This window comes from Roseibium aggregatum, from assembly GCF_014692675.1.
Taxonomy (GTDB): Bacteria; Pseudomonadota; Alphaproteobacteria; order Rhizobiales; family Stappiaceae; genus Roseibium; species Roseibium aggregatum_C.
Genome location: NZ_JABFCZ010000018.1, coordinates 35,808 through 52,993 on the forward strand (window position 1 = coordinate 35,808; position 17,186 = coordinate 52,993).

General features: G+C 60.5%; 14 protein-coding genes. 5 read left to right on the forward strand and 9 right to left on the reverse strand.

Features of this window, described 5'->3' with window-relative positions; all coding sequences use genetic code 11:
- Positions 1 to 14 precede the first annotated feature (14 nt).
- The 3 genes from HK439_RS16385 to HK439_RS16395 are packed head-to-tail and all read right to left on the reverse strand — an operon-like array spanning position 15 to position 4,004.
- The gene (locus HK439_RS16385) at positions 15 to 2,009 is read right to left on the reverse strand and encodes an MlaD family protein (RefSeq protein WP_190292611.1); all 1,995 of its coding nucleotides are present in this window, start codon (positions 2,007 to 2,009) and stop codon (positions 15 to 17) included.
- A 10-nt stretch (positions 2,010 to 2,019) separates the two neighbouring features.
- Complete coding sequence (locus HK439_RS16390) at positions 2,020 to 2,829, reverse strand: ABC transporter ATP-binding protein (protein ID WP_190292612.1); 810 nt, start codon at positions 2,827 to 2,829, stop codon at positions 2,020 to 2,022.
- 26 nt (positions 2,830 to 2,855) lie between these two features.
- Positions 2,856 to 4,004, reverse strand: a complete 1,149-nt coding sequence (locus HK439_RS16395) for an ABC transporter permease (RefSeq protein ID WP_190292613.1) — start codon at positions 4,002 to 4,004, stop codon at positions 2,856 to 2,858.
- Positions 4,005 to 4,178: 174 nt separating this feature from the next.
- On the opposite strand from HK439_RS16395, the gene dgcN reads away from it, so the two are divergent.
- Together dgcN and dgcA are read left to right on the forward strand one after the other, a co-directional pair.
- Positions 4,179 to 5,192 carry an N-acetyltransferase DgcN gene (dgcN, locus tag HK439_RS16400; RefSeq protein ID WP_190292614.1) on the forward strand — a complete coding sequence of 338 codons (1,014 nt, stop codon included), beginning with the start codon at positions 4,179 to 4,181 and terminating at the stop codon, positions 5,190 to 5,192.
- Entirely contained in the window at positions 5,189 to 6,172 is a 984-nt protein-coding gene (dgcA, locus tag HK439_RS16405; RefSeq protein ID WP_190292615.1) for an N-acetyl-D-Glu racemase DgcA, read from the forward strand. The genes dgcN and dgcA overlap by 4 nt, the downstream gene beginning before the upstream one ends.
- 21 nt (positions 6,173 to 6,193) lie before the next feature.
- Here dgcA and HK439_RS16410 read toward each other — a convergent pair whose 3' ends face one another.
- A complete protein-coding gene (locus HK439_RS16410; protein ID WP_190292616.1) occupies positions 6,194 to 7,378 on the reverse strand; it encodes an MFS transporter in 1,185 nt (394 codons plus the stop codon).
- Between the two features lie 128 nt (positions 7,379 to 7,506).
- On the opposite strand from HK439_RS16410, the gene HK439_RS16415 reads away from it, so the two are divergent.
- Positions 7,507 to 8,691: a protein phosphatase CheZ gene (locus HK439_RS16415; protein ID WP_209011883.1), complete on the forward strand. Its 1,185-nt coding sequence runs from the start codon at positions 7,507 to 7,509 to the stop codon at positions 8,689 to 8,691.
- Positions 8,692 to 8,781: 90 nt separating this feature from the next.
- On the opposite strand, the gene HK439_RS27260 is transcribed toward HK439_RS16415, so the two are convergent.
- From HK439_RS27260 to HK439_RS16435, 4 genes are all read right to left on the reverse strand, one after another.
- Positions 8,782 to 10,083: a globin-coupled sensor protein gene (locus HK439_RS27260; protein ID WP_190292707.1), complete on the reverse strand. Its 1,302-nt coding sequence runs from the start codon at positions 10,081 to 10,083 to the stop codon at positions 8,782 to 8,784.
- Between the two features lie 392 nt (positions 10,084 to 10,475).
- On the reverse strand, positions 10,476 to 11,465 hold the full coding sequence (locus HK439_RS16425) for a threonine ammonia-lyase (protein WP_190292618.1): 990 nt from the start codon (positions 11,463 to 11,465) through the stop codon (positions 10,476 to 10,478).
- A gap of 96 nt (positions 11,466 to 11,561) precedes the next feature.
- Positions 11,562 to 12,596: a glycosyltransferase family 4 protein gene (locus HK439_RS16430; RefSeq protein ID WP_190292619.1), complete on the reverse strand. Its 1,035-nt coding sequence runs from the start codon at positions 12,594 to 12,596 to the stop codon at positions 11,562 to 11,564.
- Entirely contained in the window at positions 12,593 to 13,396 is an 804-nt protein-coding gene (locus tag HK439_RS16435; protein ID WP_190292620.1) for a UDP-2,3-diacylglucosamine diphosphatase, read from the reverse strand. Before HK439_RS16435 ends, HK439_RS16430 begins: the two co-directional genes overlap by 4 nt.
- 283 nt (positions 13,397 to 13,679) lie before the next feature.
- Here HK439_RS16435 and HK439_RS16440 point away from each other — a divergent pair, with 283 nt between their 5' ends.
- Positions 13,680 to 14,459, forward strand: coding sequence for an SDR family oxidoreductase (locus HK439_RS16440; RefSeq protein WP_190292621.1), 780 nt, complete (start codon positions 13,680 to 13,682; stop codon positions 14,457 to 14,459).
- 80 nt (positions 14,460 to 14,539) lie between these two features.
- On the opposite strand, the gene HK439_RS16445 is transcribed toward HK439_RS16440, so the two are convergent.
- Positions 14,540 to 15,808 (reverse strand): OmpP1/FadL family transporter, encoded by a 1,269-nt coding sequence (locus HK439_RS16445; RefSeq protein ID WP_190292622.1) that lies wholly within the window; start codon positions 15,806 to 15,808, stop codon positions 14,540 to 14,542.
- Between the two features lie 469 nt (positions 15,809 to 16,277).
- Between HK439_RS16445 and HK439_RS16450 the strand changes: the two genes are divergently transcribed.
- Positions 16,278 to 17,120 (forward strand): fumarylacetoacetate hydrolase family protein, encoded by an 843-nt coding sequence (locus HK439_RS16450; RefSeq protein WP_190292623.1) that lies wholly within the window; start codon positions 16,278 to 16,280, stop codon positions 17,118 to 17,120.
- Positions 17,121 to 17,186: the final 66 nt, after the last annotated feature.

The following is a 17,186-nucleotide window of genomic DNA, read 5'->3' on the forward strand; positions in this document are numbered from 1 at the left end:
CAGCCGGTTAATATCTATCGCCTGTGTCCGCCCGTATAGGTCGGCACCGCCTCGCCCCCGAAAATGATCCGATTCGGGTTCCGGTCGAAACTTTCCACCGCGCGCTGGATCGATACAAGTGTCCGGTTGATCTGCGACATCGCGGCCGTGAAGTCGGCCGATCCCTGGGTGGCGAACTTCGACAGGCCGCCGGCAATCGAATCCGCACGGGATTCGAAGGCTTCCGCCACCTTGCGAATGGCCGTTGCCGCCTTTGTCGCCTCGACGATCAGGCCTTCGCCGTCACCTTCAACCATGGTCCCCACCTGATCCACGATCCCCTGAATCCGGACAGAGGTGGCATTCAGCGTCGCCGTCATTTCCTTTGCATCGGTGATGATCTGGTCCACGTCCGGCGTGCGCTGCGACAGGTCGTTGGTCATCTTTTCCACATTGGCCGCGGCATTGCGCGCCGAGGCGATCATGGCGTCGATGCTTTCCTTGTTCTCCGACAGGCCGCCCGTCACATTGGCGACCGAGCCGACAATATTCGACACCTGATCCGGATCCACGGCTTTCAGGATGCCGTCGGCGTCCGCGAGCGTCTGCGTGAAGGCATTGGCGGCAGCGCGCACATCGTCCACAAGAGCCACGATACGATCGTCCTCACCCCGGACGGTTGCCGAAAACGCCTCGAAATTCTGGATCGTGGATTTCGTCGATGCGATGATCTCGTTGATCTGGTCTTTCTGCGCGTTGATGTTGGACACCACCTCTGCGGCTCCGTCGACCGCCTCGCCGACCTTTTTCGGGTCGATATTCGCGACGATCTCATCGACGTTTCCAAGCGTGCTGTTCAGCCCCGTGCTGAACGTGTCCACATTGGCCACGATGTTCGACACCCGGTCCGGATCGACAGCGGCGGCAAGCTCGTTGCCGCGGGTGACCAACGTGTCGACCTTGTTCAAGACCGTGCTGGTGCTCTCGATAACCTCGGAGATCGCTTTCCTCCGATCCCGGATCGTGGCCGAAATTTCATTGAGATTGTCCATGGTCGAAGACGTCGACGTTATCAGGTTGTCGATTTCCGGAGACCGTTTTTCGAGCAATTCGCCGATCGCCGCCGCTCCGGCAACCGTCTTCCTGACGTCTTCCGGATCGACCGCCTTGACGATTTTCTGCACGTCTTCGAGGCTGCTGTTCAGGCCGCCGGTAAAGGTCTGCAGGTCCTTTGCCGCGACCTCGGCATCGGCCATGACCTTGTCGATGCTCTTGCGGGCATTGGCCAGCCCGTCGGAAAATTCCGAGAGGTTCTGAACGATCTTGGTGACATCATCGGAGGGAACGGCAGCCAGGATCCGTTCACCCTGATCCACCAGCTTCTCCATGCGTCCGGACAGGCTGGTCAGCGCCTTGGAGACCGATGACAGGTTTGCCATGAAGTCCGACACGCCTTCGGAGTTGGCGGCGAGTGCGGAGGAGAATTCTTCCACATTCTTCAGCGTCTTCGTCACAGTCGGGCTGTTTTCCTTCAGGAAGCCGTCGACGCTGCTGAGAGCCGAATCGGCTTTCTTCAGCACATCCCGCGCACCGCTGACGATATCGTCGAACAGCGAGCGCTCGGCATACATGACCGGGACTTCTTCGGAATCCTTCTTGATCAGCAACGGCGCATCGAGGCTGCCGCCGTTCAGGTCCACATAGGCGACACCCGTCAGACCGGTGAAATTCAGGGACGCCGTCGTGTCCGTCCTGAGCGGCGTGTTCGGTTTGACCCGAACCGTCGCGACGACGACCTTCGGGTTTTTCGGGTCGAAATCCAGTGCGCTGACATTCCCGATCGGAATACCGTTGAAAAGCACCTGCCCGCCGATCGGCAGGCCGGTGACGGGAGCCGGAAAAATGATTCTCACGAAGACATTTTCCCGGGATTCCGCGGTGACGGCGAGCCAGTACACGAACAGGAAGGAGCCCAGGAGCACCGCCATCATGAAGCTGCCGATCAGGATATAGTTCGCCCGGGTTTCCATGATACGGCTCTCACATCCGGCGCAAAGCGCGCGGCCCCCGGAAATAGGATTTGATCCAGGGGTGGTCGTTTTTCATCATGTCGTCCAGGGTACCGATCGCCAAAACCTTCTTGTCTGCCAGTACGGCTATCCGGTCGCAGATGGAATGCAGGCTGTCCAGATCGTGCGTTACCATGTAGACCGTCAGTCCGAGCGTTTCACTGAGGTTTTTAATCAACTCATCAAACGCAGCGGCACCGATCGGGTCAAGACCCGAGGTCGGCTCGTCCAGAAACACCAAATCCGGATCAAGTGCAAGCGCACGGGCCAGGCTGGCCCTTTTGATCATGCCGCCCGAAAGCTCCGACGGCAACTTGTCGGCCGCATCCTGCGGCAAACCGACCAGTTCGAGCTTCAACAGCGCCAGTTCGTCCATCAATTGCGGCGAGAGGCTGAGATGCTCGCGCATGGGGACCTGGATGTTCTGCTTCACGCTGAGCGACGAGAACAGGGCGCCCTGCTGAAACAGCACTCCCCAGCGCCGCTCGATGGACTTGCGGATAACCGGGGACACACCAGTCAGATTATGACCGAAAACACTGATGGTACCTGCCTGCTTCGGCGTCAGGCCGAGAATCGCGCGCATCAGAACCGATTTTCCCGTTCCTGAACCGCCGACGAACCCCAGGATCTCGCCGCGCCGGACATCGAGATCGAGATCCTTCAGGATGATCTTGGTGCCGAAGCCGACGGTAACCCCCTTGGCTGACAGAATAATGTCATCGTCAGCCGCACTTTCCCGCACGACAACGTCGTCAATGGATGGTTCGGCCAGCGACATGAAACTGCTTTCCTGCGATCAAAGACTTAGACACCAATGGCTGCGAAAAAGATGGCGAAAACTCCGTCCACCACGATAACCAGAAAAATGGCTTTCACAACCGACATGGTCGTGTGCCGGCCGAGGGATTCCGACGACCCTTCGACTTTCAGGCCTTCCACGCAGGCAATCAGGCCGACGATCAGCGCCATGAACGGCGCTTTGACCAGCCCGACCATCAGGGTTTTTGTCGAAATCGCCGCCTGAAGCTGAACGAGAAAGGCCTGCGGTGGAATGTCCAGGTAGCTCCACGTCACCAGGCCGGCGCCGAAAAGGGCCGAGATATCGGAAATGAAGGTCAGGATCGGCAGGGCGATCATCAATGCGAGAATCCGCGGCAGGACCAGAACCTCCGTCACGCTCATGCCGATCACATGCAGCGCGTCGACCTCCTCCTGCATGCGCATGGACCCCAGTTCCGCGGTGAATGCCGACCCGGAGCGGCCCGCCACCATGATCGCCGTCAGGATCACCCCCATCTCCCGCAGGATCAGGATGCCGGCCAGATCCACCACATAAACTTCCACGCCGAACTGTTTCAGATAGAAGCCGCCCTGCTGCGAGATAATTGCCCCGATCAGGAAGCTCATGAGGGCCACGATGGGAACGCCCCCGATGCAGGACCGGTCGAACTGCACCGCGACCGATATGCTCCGCAACCGTTTCGGATGCGGCAGAACGGTTGCGAGAACAGCCCCGAGCGTGCCGAGGATATTCAGCATCGCCAGCCCGTCTTTGACGGCATCGACCCCGACCCGGCCGGTTGCTTCGAGAAAACCGACGATCGAGAACCGCTGGCGTTCCGGTTTCCAGGCCGGCGGATGGTGCTTTTCCAGTTCGCGGAACAGGACCTTGCGCTTTTCATCCAGGCCGATCAGTTCGGTGCGCTTGCCGCCGAATTCCAGCCCGCCGCGAAAACGATGCACCAGCCACGCACCGCTGGTGTCGAGACTCTCGATCCTGGAAATGTCGATACAAACGACCTGGTCCGGAGCAAGGTCGATGGACCCGAGCAGTCTCTCCGCGCTTTCGGCGGAATTGACCGTCCAGTCGCCGGTCAGCGTCAGGGTCTTGCGGCCGGGAACCGAGCCATCGAGGCTGAACGCCGGAGGGATAATTTTATCCAGGAATGCCATTGAGGCTGCATGCCCCCCTTGTCGCTCGGATGCACTCCCTCCTATACCTGAGAGCAGAGTTCATCGTCCAGACATGGGACCTCCGAACCGGCCGGCAATCGGACATTGGCGCGCGAGCGTGATCAAAATACCCGATTGCCGGACGGATCCGCCCCGAAACCGGAAAATTGCGCCATGGAAATCAATCATCCCTATCTTTTGTTTCTCGGAGACGTTCCCGACGCTTTGGCGGCCAAGACGGCCACCGGCATCGTCGACTGGAGAAGGGACTGGTGCCTTGGGCAGAACCGCCTGGAAGGTTGCGTGGCCGACACCGGCCTGCCCGACATGACCATCGCCGATGCGGCGGCCAAAGGCGCAAAGACGATGATCGTCGGCGCCGTGAATGCGGGCGGACGCCTGCCGGAACACTGGGTCGAATCGATCGTCGAGGCGCTGGAGGCCGGCATGGACGTCGCCAGCGGCCTGCATGTCCGCTTAGGCAGCGTCGACGCCATCCGGGACGCCGCGGAACGGACCGGCCGGAAACTCCACGACGTGCGCCACTCCAACGAGACCTTTGCCACCGGCAAGGGCACGAAGCGCAGCGGCAAGCGGATCCTGGCGGTTGGAACCGACTGCTCGGTCGGCAAGAAATACACCGCTCTCGCCATGGACAAGGCGATGGTCGAGCGCGGCTACAAAAGCAGCTTCTGCGCCACCGGCCAGACAGGCGTCTTCATCTCCGGCCGCGGCGTGGCGCTGGATGCGGTGGTTGCCGATTTCATTTCCGGGGCGGCCGAATGGATCTCGCCCGCGACCGACGACGACCACTGGCAGATCATCGAGGGACAAGGGTCCCTGTTCCACCCCTCCTTTGCCGGCGTGACGCTGGGGCTGCTGCACGGGTCCCAGCCGGATGCCTTCATCGTCTGCCATGAACCCACCCGGACCACCATGCGCGGCGTGCAGACGCCTCTGCCGACCATTCAGCAGGTCATCGACCTGACCATCCAGTGCGGCAAGCTGACAAATCCGGACATCCGCTGCGTCGGGATTGCGGTGAACACCGCCGCCATGGGCGAATCCGAAGCCTGGGGATATCTGGCCAAGATCGGCGAGGAGCACGGCCTGCCGGCGACCGATCCGGTCCGCTTCGGCATGGAGGCCATTGTCGATCAGGTCGTGTCGGAATTCGGCGCCCCATGAGCCTCTCCGTCAGCCTGGATACCGAACGGTTCGAGATTGCCGGCGGCTTCGCCATCTCCCGCGGCAGCCGCACCCATGCCGAAGTCCTTGTCGTCACCCTGACCGACGGCTCCGCCCGTGGTCACGGCGAATGCGTGCCTTACGCCCGCTATGGCGAAAGCCTCGACAGCGTTGCCGAACAGATCAGGGCCGTCACCCCGGCCATCGAAGCCGGGATGAGCCGGGCGGAGCTGCAGGACGCCATGCCGGCAGGTGCCGCCCGCAATGCGGTCGATTGCGCCTTCTGGGATCTGGAAGCAAAGCGATCCGGGAAAACGGCGGCCGAGCTTGCCGGCCTGAGCCCGCTGAAGGCGGTCACGACCGCCTATACCATCAGCGTCGGCACGCCTGAGACCATGGCAGAGGCGGCCCGCAAGGCGGCCTCACGGCCGCTTTTGAAGGTCAAGCTCGCCGGCCCGGGTGATCCGGAGCGCCTCCGCGCGGTGCGCGCCAATGCGCCCGATGCGCGCCTGATCATCGACGCCAACGAGGCCTGGGACGAAAGCTGTTTTGCGGAAAACATGGCCGCCTGCCTTGAGACAGGCGTCGAACTCATCGAACAGCCCCTGCCTGCCGCCGATGACGGCGCCCTGGAGAGCCTGGCCCGCCCGGTCACCGTGTGTGCGGATGAAAGCCTGCATACCCGCAAGGACCTTGGCGCCCTGCGCAAACGCTATGATGCGGTCAATATCAAGCTCGACAAGGCCGGAGGCCTGACCGAGGCGCTCCTGCTTCTGGAGGACGCCCGGTCGCATGGGTTCAAGACCATGATCGGCTGCATGCTCGGCACGTCCCTTGCCATGGCCCCCGCCATGCTGCTGGCCCAGACTGCCGACTACGTGGACCTGGACGGCCCCTTGCTGTTGTCGAAGGACCGCGAACCGGGATTGAGGTTCGAGGGCAGCCTGCTTTACCCGCCCGAGCCGGCTCTTTGGGGCTGAGCCTGTCGGGCCGGCCCGGCGTCAGCCGGCCAGCCTTTCCCCTTCAGCCTGCAGCTTTGCCGTCAGGAGCGGCCGCAGGAGCAGGAGGGAGATGAGAGCCACCCCGGCCGCACCAGCCATCGCCCAGAACGGATATCCCGGATTGAGCTTGTAGAGCGGCCCGCAGACGGCCAGGCCGAGCGCAAGCTGCAGCCCGCTAGACGTGGACAGGAGCCCCTGCCCGGTCGCGGCCCATTTCTGGGGAACCACTTTCGACAGAAGACTGACCGAGCCGAGATGCGCGGCCCCGAAGGATATGCCGTGCAGGACCTGGAGTGCCGCGATTGCCGCGAGATCTTCGGCGAAGGGAAACAGGGTCCAGCGGACGATGGAGCCGCCGGCCGCGATCATCATGAAATGGAGCGGCCCGAAGCGCGCATTCAGGCGCTTGGCCCCGTAAAACAGGGCGATTTCGGCAACAACCCCGATCGCCCACAAGGTGCCGATGAAAAGCTTGTCGATGCCGGCATTCACCCAGTAAAGCGTGCCGAAGCCGTAATAGGCCGCATGGGTCGCCTGCAGCAATCCGCCGATCCATAGCACGGCAATGAACCAGGGCGATCTGAAAACGGAGGCCGGTTGGTCCGATCCGGTCGCAGCCGTTTCCTCCTGCTTGGTCTGTCCCGGCAGGCAGATGGCGACGAGACCGGTCGACAGGACGCTTAACGCAAGGCCGGCAACGAGCAGCAGCGGGCTTCCCACCGAAACCAGCCAGCCGCCGAACAGGTTGGCGACGACGAAGCCGACGGATCCCCAAAGCCGCATGCGCGCATAATCCGCGCCGGTGTTGCGGACGACATCCAGTGCATAGGCGTCACACAGCGGCACGATGGGCGACCAGAAGGCCATCAGGCCTGCAACGGTTACCCAGGCGCTGGTAATGCCGCTGGTCGCGGCAAATCCGCCGAGGAACAAACCGCTCAGGAGCGAATAAGCGAAAATGGAAATCCTGCGCCGGCCGCTTCGGTCCGACAGGTTGGTCAGGACCGGATTGGCCGCAATGCGAACAACAGTACTGATACCAAGGACAAAACCTATTTCGTCGACAGTTAAACCTCGCGCTTCCAAGACGAGAGGAAAAAACGGCAGAAAAAGGCCGAATCCGAGAAAATGACTGGCAAATAAAGCGCCGACCCGCCCCTGAAGGCCAGTTCTGGAATCTGACATAATTCTTCAATCCGAAAAAGCGCCTAAAGCAATATTAACGATTGCGCCGCTAGGCTGGTCGGGAAGTCGTCCGAGTTACGGCTATTTGCGACCCAAAGGCAAGCTGAGAAACGGTTCAGATGCAGACAATGGAAGCACAGACGGAGCCGGATTCAATCGGAGAGCTCGAATACCGGACTCTCGAACAGACATTGATGGAATCCGACAGGGGACGACGGTTCCTCGCCGAGTTTGTAAAGCGTAACCAGACGCCGGAAACACAGGAAATTCTCGCGGCCATTCATCGCCTCGAGAAGACCATGACGCGGCAGCGCAAGGTCCCGGACCTGGACCGGATCCGGCTGGATATTGCCGAAATGCATGATGCGATCGAGCGCACCAAGCTCGAGATCGCGAACATCAAGCAGGAAGGCGAGCACACCAACCGCTTTACCGACGCCTCGCACGAGCTCGACGCGATCGTGACGCAAACCGAAGGCGCGACCCAGTCGATCCTGGAAGCCGCCGAGCAGATTCAGGAAAAAGCCTGGACCCTGCGCGAACAGGGCGCCGAAGACAGCATCTGCGACGATATCGATGCCAAGGCGACCGAGATCTTCATGGCCTGCTCGTTCCAGGACCTGACCGGTCAGCGGACCACGAAGGTGGTGCAGGTTCTGCGTTACCTGGAAAGCCGCATCAACCTGATGATCAGCATCTGGGGCATCGAGGACCACGAGGCGGATGAAAGCGCTGGCCCAGAAGACACACGGCCCGATGCCCATCTGCTGAACGGACCGCAGAGGGAAGGCAAGGGCGTCAGCCAGAACAACGTCGATGAACTGATGGCCGTTTCCGGGGATGTGTTTGACGCCGCCCTTGAGGAAACGCGCAAGGCCCATGCAGCACCGGCCGAAGCCGACATCCAGCCGGCTGCCGAAAGTGCGGGAGATCAGGTCGCCAGCGAAGCCGACATTGAAGCCCTCATGGCTGCGGACGACGGCGCCGGCGACATCATGGATGCAGCCGCGATCGACGACATGTTCGGTCCGAACGCAAGTGATGACGACGAAGACGTTTCACTGGCGGACGCGGCAGCCGACGACGACATCCCCCCCGTCGAGGCAGGCGCAGCGGATGCGGAACTCGACGCCTCCGATTTCGATGCCGAGGTTCTCGACGAGGCCGCAATCGACAGGCTGTTCGACGCGGAGGCGACGGAAGCCGCCGCCGATGAAGAATGGGAACAGGCCGAGGACGAAAGCAACGCGGCCGAAGCCAAGGATCCGCTGGAAGATCTGTCGGAGGCTGAACGCCAGGCGCTGTTCAACTGACCTGATATCATCCGGACACTAAAAAAGGCGCCGTATCCGCGGCGCCTTTTTTGTTGCTTCACGGGGCCGGGCCGGTCCCGCCCGGACGGGTTATCGTGCCTGGACCTTGCTGAAGAAGGTTCTGGCTTCCTGCTCCAGCCGGTCCGCATGGTTTTTCAGCTGGCAGGACATTTCAGACACCTTGCCGGCGGAGCGTTCCGAATCGCCCAAAGAGGTCCGGACGACCATGATCTCCTGGGAAAAATCGCGGGCGCCGGACGCCGCGATCTGGACACTCTGCGAGATTTCGGAGGCGGCAACCGTCTGCTCTTCCACGGCGGAAGCGATATTGGTCGCAATCTCCGATACCTGGTTGATGGTTTCCGTGATTTCCTCGATGTCTTGCACCGATTGCCTCGTCGCGCGCTGGATGGCGGCGATCTGATCGGTAATCTCTTCGGTCGCCTTGGTTGTCTGCCCGGCCAGCTCCTTCACTTCGGAAGCGACGACGGCAAAGCCTTTGCCCATCTCGCCGGCCCGGGCCGCTTCGATGGTGGCGTTCAGGGCGAGCAGGTTGGTCTGTTCCGCGATTTCCGAGATCAACCCGATCACGGAGCCGACCTTTTCGGCAACCTCTGCCAGTTCCTGGACCGACTGATTGGTTTTCTGGGCACCGTCGACCGCTTTCCGGGCGACGCTGCTGGACATGGCCGCCTGGCGTCCGATTTCCTCGATCGAGCTGGTCATTTCCTCCGTAGCGGCAGCACCCGACTGAACACCGTTTGCCGTCTCCCCGGAGGAATGCTCCATCCTGGACATGCGCTGGTTGATGTCGGTCGCTGCCGACAGAAGATGTTCGGAGGTCTGCGCCATATCGCTTGAGGCGGATCCGAAGGAGGTCATCGCAGCCCCCATGACGCCGTCGAACTCCTGGATCGCCTGCCGGATCCCCTCCTCGCGGGCTTCTGCGTCCGCGATCATCTTGTCGTGGTAGGTCGAAATGGCGACATCCATATCCAGCATGATCAGTTTGGACATCGACTGCAGGACCCTGGACGACTTGCCTGACGAAAACCGGTACTTGCGCTGAAACAGGCCGATCAGACTGCTCAGGAAGTAGGAATAGCCGCCGATATACCAGGTGGGATCCAGTCCGATCCGCACATGGGCAAGTCCGATCCGCTGAGCGCTTTCCACATAGTCGGCGCTGACGCCGGAGGTGAACAGGTTTTCCCAGTGCCGCTCCTGGGCCGACATCAGGCGCGATTTCTGTTCGCCGACGAGACCCGCCAGATGAGGAACCGTCTCGATATGAGCATAAAAGCCCTCCAGGACCGACCGCAGATTGCTCTTCACGAACGGCCAGACCGAACGGGCGATTTCATAGTCCTCACTGGAAAGTTTAAAAAAAATTTCACACGATCATGAATGCCTTGGTCCGACATTATTTCCTCATAAAACTCGTGCAACGAGGCCGGGACGGTGGGCTTTCCTGGCCGGTTACGGATATCCGGGGGCGCCGGCCAGGCATCGATCGGGCAAATAATTACAAAGAACCCGACAGCCTCACCGAACGTTGTCATAGCGATTTAGCGCGTCATAATTTATATTTTGGTTAATTTCAGTGCGTTAGTTGTGTATAATCCGAATTAAAAAACAGAAACATGCAAACTAATATCAAAATAATACGATCTTTTTCTTAGTATAATACATAGTCACAATTGAAAATTACGCAACGTGATGAAAATATATATATGAACACCATACCATCAGCTGCGCACAACAAAAATACTTCATAATGTAGTTTATAGGTATCCCTTACTATCAAGGGCCTTCTGCATCATCGCGGGGTCTATATTTCCGCCCGTCAAAACCACGCCGAGAACCTTTCCGGCAGCGGATATCTTCCCCGATAGCACAGCGGCCAATGCGGCGGCTCCCCCCGGTTCGACGACCAGCTTCAGCTCCGTGAAGGCAAAAGCCACAGCCGCGAGTACCTCGGCATCGGAAACCGCCAGCCCCCGAACGCCAAGGCGACTCAATATCGCAAAGCCGTTCTCGCCCGGCTCGGGCGACATCAGCGCATCGCAGACGGAACCGGACAAGCGGTCATTGGCAACCCGCTTTCCGCAGGCAAGGGAACGCGCGTAGTCGTCAAACCCTTCCGGCTCCACGGTATGAAACACCGCATCCGGCAGATCGCTTTCAAGCGCCAGTGCAATTCCGCTCGACAGGCCCCCGCCGCCGGTACAGGCCAGCACCGCGTCGGGCAGAAGGTTCAGGGCCTTGGCCTGTTCGGCGATTTCGGCACCGACCGTTCCCTGCCCGGCAATGATCTGCGGATCATTATAAGGGTGCACGAGAATAGCGCCCGTCCGCGCACAGATCTCGCCCGCGATGGCATCCCGGTCTTCGGTCGAGCGATCATAGGTAACAATGGTCGCCCCGTAATCCCGGGTCCGCTGCAGCTTGATCGCCGGTGCATCCTCCGGCATGACAATGGTCGCCGGAATGCCGAGGATCCTGGCGCTCGCAGCCACCCCTTGCGCATGATTGCCCGACGAACACGCCACGACGCCTTTGGACCGGTCCGCTTCCGGAATCTGGCTGAGCCGGTTGAAGGCTCCGCGAAACTTGAAGGATCCCGTTCTCTGCAGGCTTTCCGGCTTGACCAGGACGGTCCCGCCGACGGCTTCGTCCAGGACCGGGAACCTGAGCAGCGGCGTCTTGACGGCATAGGATTCCAGGCGCTTCCGGGCGGCCTCGATATCGGCGCGCGACACGCAATCGGTCATGGTCGTTTTTCCTGAACAAGCTAATGGAGTTACCGGCCAGAACAACCGGTTGCACCAAGACCTAGCATCATTCGGCCGAATGGAAAACAGACCTGCTCAGGCTGCAACGGCGACGGCCTCCCGATCGCGGGCCTGCCGGGCATTGTCGAGAAACTGCTGGGCGCTCGCAGCCCAGGTATAGTTCAAAGCCATTTTCCGGCAATGGTCCCTGGGGACGTCGAGCGCGGCAAGGGCTGCTTCCTGAAGGTTGTCGGACAGCACCCCTGCCCCGGTATCCCCGATCACGTCCAGCGGCCCCATGACCGGATAGGCCGCGACGGGCACACCGCAGGCAAGCGCCTCCAGAAGCACGTTGCCGAACGTATCCGTCAGGGACGGAAACACGAACACATCGGCGGAAGCGTAGTGGCGGGCAAGGTCCTCGCCGACCTTCGGGCCGGTGAAATGAACATCCGGATAATCGCGCTTCAGGCTTTCCAGCTGCGGTCCGCCGCCCACCACGACCTTGGTGCCCGGCAGCTCCAGATCCAGGAAAGCCTTGATGTTCTTTTCCACCGAAACCCGTCCGACATTCATGAAGATCGGCCTCGGCAGGTCCGCGGGAAGAACGGATTGGCTGCAGGGTTTGAAGATTGTCTCGTCCACCCCGCGCGACCAGCGCATCAGGTTGTTGAAACCGCGGGCGCGCAGATCGTCCTCGAGCGACCGGGTTGCGACCATGCAGCCGACGCCGGCATTGTGAAACCGCCTGAGCCAGCTATAGGACCAGGACAGCGGGATCGGCAGCCGCGCCGAGACGTATTCGGGGAACCGGGTGTGATAACTGGTCGTGAACGGGCGATTGTCCTTGCGGGCTGCCGATGCCGCCATGAGCCCGAGAGGCCCCTCCGTTGCGATGTGCAGATGGTCGCAGTCATAGCCGGCGATCATCCGCCGCACGGTGCCGGTATGGGTCAGCGACAAACGGATTTCGGGATAGGTCGGACATGGCAGGGTGCGGAAGGCCTGCGGGGTCAGAAACTCGACCCGGATCCCCATGTCGACCAGTTCTGCGGCGGTACGCTCCAGCGAGCGCACCACGCCGTTGATTTGCGGGTGCCAGGCATCCGTAACAATCAGTATGGATGTCATGCGGCGACCGGGCGCTCCTTGGCCGGTGCCGGAACCGCGTCGGCCTGCGCCGGCTTGACCCATCGGATCACCTCAAAGGTTCCATCATGGTGCTCGGCCACAGCGGTGCAGCTTTCGACCCAGTCACCGGTATTGATATAGTGGATGCCGTTAAAGTCGCGGTCTGCGGCATGGTGGATATGCCCGCAGATCACGCCGTGGACACCCTGACGGCGGGCCTCGTCGGACAAGGCCTCTTCGAACCGGCCGATGAAATTCACCGCGTTCTTGACCTTGAGCTTCGCCCAGGCGGACAGCGACCAGTAGGTCAGGCCGATGCGCCGGCGCACGAAATTGACCCAGGTATTCAGGCCAAGCGCGGTCACATAGGCCTTGTCGCCGAAGAAGGCGAGCCATTTGGCATGCCGGATCACCACGTCGAACTGGTCGCCATGGATCACCAGATAGCTGCGCCCGTCCGCGGTTTCGTGAATGATGCTGTCGGTCACCTCCACGCCGCCGAAATGGGTTCCGAGGAAATCGCGCAGGAACTCGTCGTGATTGCCCGGAATATAGACGATGCGGGCCCCCTTGCGGCCCTTGCGCAGGATCTTCTGGACAACGTCATTATGGGGCTGGGGCCAGTACCACGACCGTTTCAGTCGCCATCCGTCCACGATGTCGCCGACGAGATAGACCGTTTCGGCATCATTCAGCTTCAGGAAGTCGAGAAGCAGATCCGCCTGGCACCCCCGGGTTCCCAGATGGACGTCCGAAATAAACAGTGCCCGGTAATGTCGCGACTTGTCTGGCGCTGACATAACTTCCACTCCAATTCATTCTTTGGAGCGCCTTAGACTTGATTCAGGTATCACTATTATGACACTTCGCGGTTTGAGCGAATTAGCGTTAAGCCACACCCTGAGAGCTCGCATTTAATCTGCCGCGCGCAGTTCGCAGACTTCGCCCCTCCCTTCTAACCCTAAGTCATCCGGCAACGGAACCGATGCGGGCCGACTGCCCCTTGCAATCCGCCTCGCCAAAAGACACTGTGCCGATCCGGAATTTCCGGAATGAATTTGAAAGACGCTAAGGGGATCAGAGATGGATCTTGGAATTGCCGGCCGCAAGGCAATTGTGTGCGCATCCAGCCGCGGACTGGGACGCGGATGCGCCTTCGCGCTGGCAGAAGCCGGCTGCGATGTCGTCCTGAACGGACGGAACGAGGAAACCCTGGCAAAAACCGCTGCAGACCTGAAGGCGCGTTTCAACGTCGGCGTGATCAGCATTGCGGCGGACGTTTCCACCAGCGACGGCCAGAAGGCGCTTCTGGACGCCTGCCCCGACGCCGATATCCTGGTCAACAACAACGGCGGCCCGCCGCGCAAGGACTATACCGAGCTGACCCGCGAGGCGATGCTGGACGGCGTGGTGCAGAACATGGTCACGCCGATCGAGCTGATCCAGGCGCTGGTACCGGGCATGCAGGCCCGCGGTTTCGGCCGGGTGGTCAACATCACCTCCATGTCGGTGCGCATGCCGATCGAGGGGCTGGACCTGTCGAGCGGCGCCCGCGCCGGCCTGACGGCCTTCCTGGCAGGCGTCTGCCGCCAGATCGCCGGATCGGGCGTGACGATCAACAACATCCTGCCCGGCAAGATGGACACCGACCGCCTGCGCGGCGGCTTCGAAAGAGCGGCACAGATGAGCGGCAAGAGCATCGAGGATGTCCGCAAGGCCCAAGCCGCCGAAATCCCCATGGGCCGCTTCGGCAATCCTGAGGAATTCGGCCAGACCTGCGCCTTCCTGTGTTCGGTCCACGCCGGCTATATCACCGGTCAGAACATCCTTCTGGACGGCGGCCTCTACCCGGCAGCCTTCTGAGACTGCCATCGTCCGAAAGACACGAAAAGGCCGGCGCCCGGGAAGGCGCCGGCCTTTTCTTTTGTTTATCTGCGGCTCTCTCAGAACGTGTAGCGAAGAGACGCGCTGAGAATATCGACGGACGAATCCACATCCGCAATCAGCGATACGCCGTTGAAGTCCTGATGCCCCGGAACAACGCGCAGCTTCGTGTCCGTTCCGAAGATATGGGAATAGCCGAAGTCGAGCGACAGCTTGTCGTTGACGTTGTAGGTGGCACCGCCGCTCAGCCAGATACGGTTGTTGTCGGGCAGGCGCGCCGAGCGGATCGCCGTGTCGATCGGGGACCATTCATAAGCCGCACCGGCACGGAAGGTCAGATGATCGTTGTAATCATATTCACCGCCCAGCGAGGCGAAGTAGCCGTCGTTGTAATTGAACCTCAGGCTGGTCACCTGCGTGCCACTCGGGTCCAGCTTGACGGCCGGCTGCTTGAGGCGGCTCCAGTTCGCCCATTCGACCGACCCGAGAAGGCGAAGCTTGTCGTTGATCGACTGTTTCGCCGACAGGGTCACCATATCCGGCGTGATCAGGTTCGAGGTGATGTTATAGGTTCCCGGCGGCAGGACCCCGACCGCAACCGGCGTGTACAGGGAGCCAGAAAGGGTGTGGCTGACGCCCGAGCGATAGCCGAGACCAATCTCCGTGCCTTTCATCGGTTTGATCGTCACGCCCGCGGTCACGCCGAAGCCGACATCATCGCCTTCCAGCACCGAGGACGCAGCGCCGACCGCAACGCCCGAGGCGCTCTTCAGCCTGACCGACATGTACTCGATCTGCGCTCCGAGCGCGATGGAAAGCACATCGTTGATCTTGTAGCCGATCATCGGATTGGCATTGATCGAAAACACCTTTGAAGACCGGTTGTAGACCTGGCCGGCCCAGGTGAAATTCGGCTTCGTCGACAGACCGAACGGTGAATTGACGCCCAGCCCGACGTAAATCCGGTCATTGACCTTGTAGGAAAGATACGTGGATCCGACCCAGGCATCGGATGCGATATCGCCACTGTCGCCATAGGCGGCAAGCGTCGATGACGGGCTCACATCGATGTACGACCGGGGAATGATAAACGTGTTGTGGAGTTCGGCCGTCAGCCCGTCCTTGGCGCTTGTGATCGTCGCCGGATTCCAGAAAACGGACGAGATCGACGTACCACTCGTTGCATTACCCGCAAATGACAATCCCTGATAATAGGAACTCTGCTCGTGAAGAGCAAAACCGCCCGCAGACACAGTTTTTGATAGAATCGGCAGCATTAATATTGCAGATGACAATATTAGACTGCTCTTACAAAGAGAGCGCCCCATTTTTCTCTCCCACTCCTCCCGATGTGGATAGTCAATTTTTTATAAAAACAGGATCAGGGAAAATTTTTGGAAGTTCAACAGAATTCCGACACCCAATGACAGAGCTTTCGCCGTTCCCATTTTGCTTTCAACATCGATTTCGGAAACATCGGGAGGTCATGACGCTAAGGAACGGGTGCTCTTCGATGGGAATCCGGCATCAAAATGTCACCCCGCCGTCACACAACAAGCGATTTGCACATTTTTTAGGCAATCAACTCCGGGAAAATACGAACCCTCATTTACAGGTGGAAAGTTGCCCAAAGGTCACAGTTTCCATAACGGAAGCCGGACCGCTGACAACGGCCCCAAATGAAAAATCCGGCTGCTCCAGGCTGCAATCGTACCGCCAGAGCCGAAACTTCCCTTGCTCTCGAATCGAAAAATTAGCAGCATCTCCCGAATTCCAACGCCTGATTGAGAGACAGACATGAAACTCGTTCGCTACGGAGAAGCCGGCTCGGAAAAGCCTGGCCTGATCGACGGTTCCGGCCAGTTGCGCGACTTGTCCGCCCATATTGCCGACCTGGATGCCGCCGCCTATGAAAGCGGGAACCTGGAGCGGCTGAAGCAGATCGACCCGGCAAGCCTTCCCGCCGTCGAAGGATCGCCGCGCCTTGGCGCGCCGATTTCCAGAACCGGCCACTTCATCGCCATCGGCCTGAACTACGCGGATCATGCCAAGGAATCCGGGCTGCCGATCCCGGCGGAACCGGTCGTCTTCTCCAAGGCGCCGAGCAGCCAGAGCGGTCCGAACGACGACATCATCTATCCGCGTGGCGCATCAAAACTCGACTGGGAAGTCGAGCTTGCCTTCATCATCTCGAAGAAGGCCTGGCAAGTGTCGGAAGATGACGCGCTTGACTATGTCGCCGGCTACACGGTCTGCAATGACGTGTCCGAACGCGCCTGGCAGATCGACGGCACCGGCCAGTGGATCAAGGGCAAGAGCGCGCCGACCTTCGGCCCGCTCGGTCCTGTGCTGGTCACCAGCGACGAGATTGCCGACCCGCAGAACCTGGACATGTTCCTGGATGTCAACGGCGAACGCCGCCAGACCGGCAACACCTCGACAATGATCTTCCCCGTAAAGACACTGGTTTCCTATCTCTCGACGATCATGATGCTGGAGCCCGGCGATGTGATCACCACAGGCACGCCTCCCGGCGTCGGCATGGGCATGAAGCCGCAACAGTTCCTGCATCCGGGTGACGAGGTCCGCCTCGGCATCGCCGGCATCGGCGAGCAGACCCAGAAGGTCGTCGCCGAATAGGCAGATGAACAAGATGACGCCGGGCACGCCAGACTGCCCGGCGTCATGCCCTTCGTCAGGCCCTTC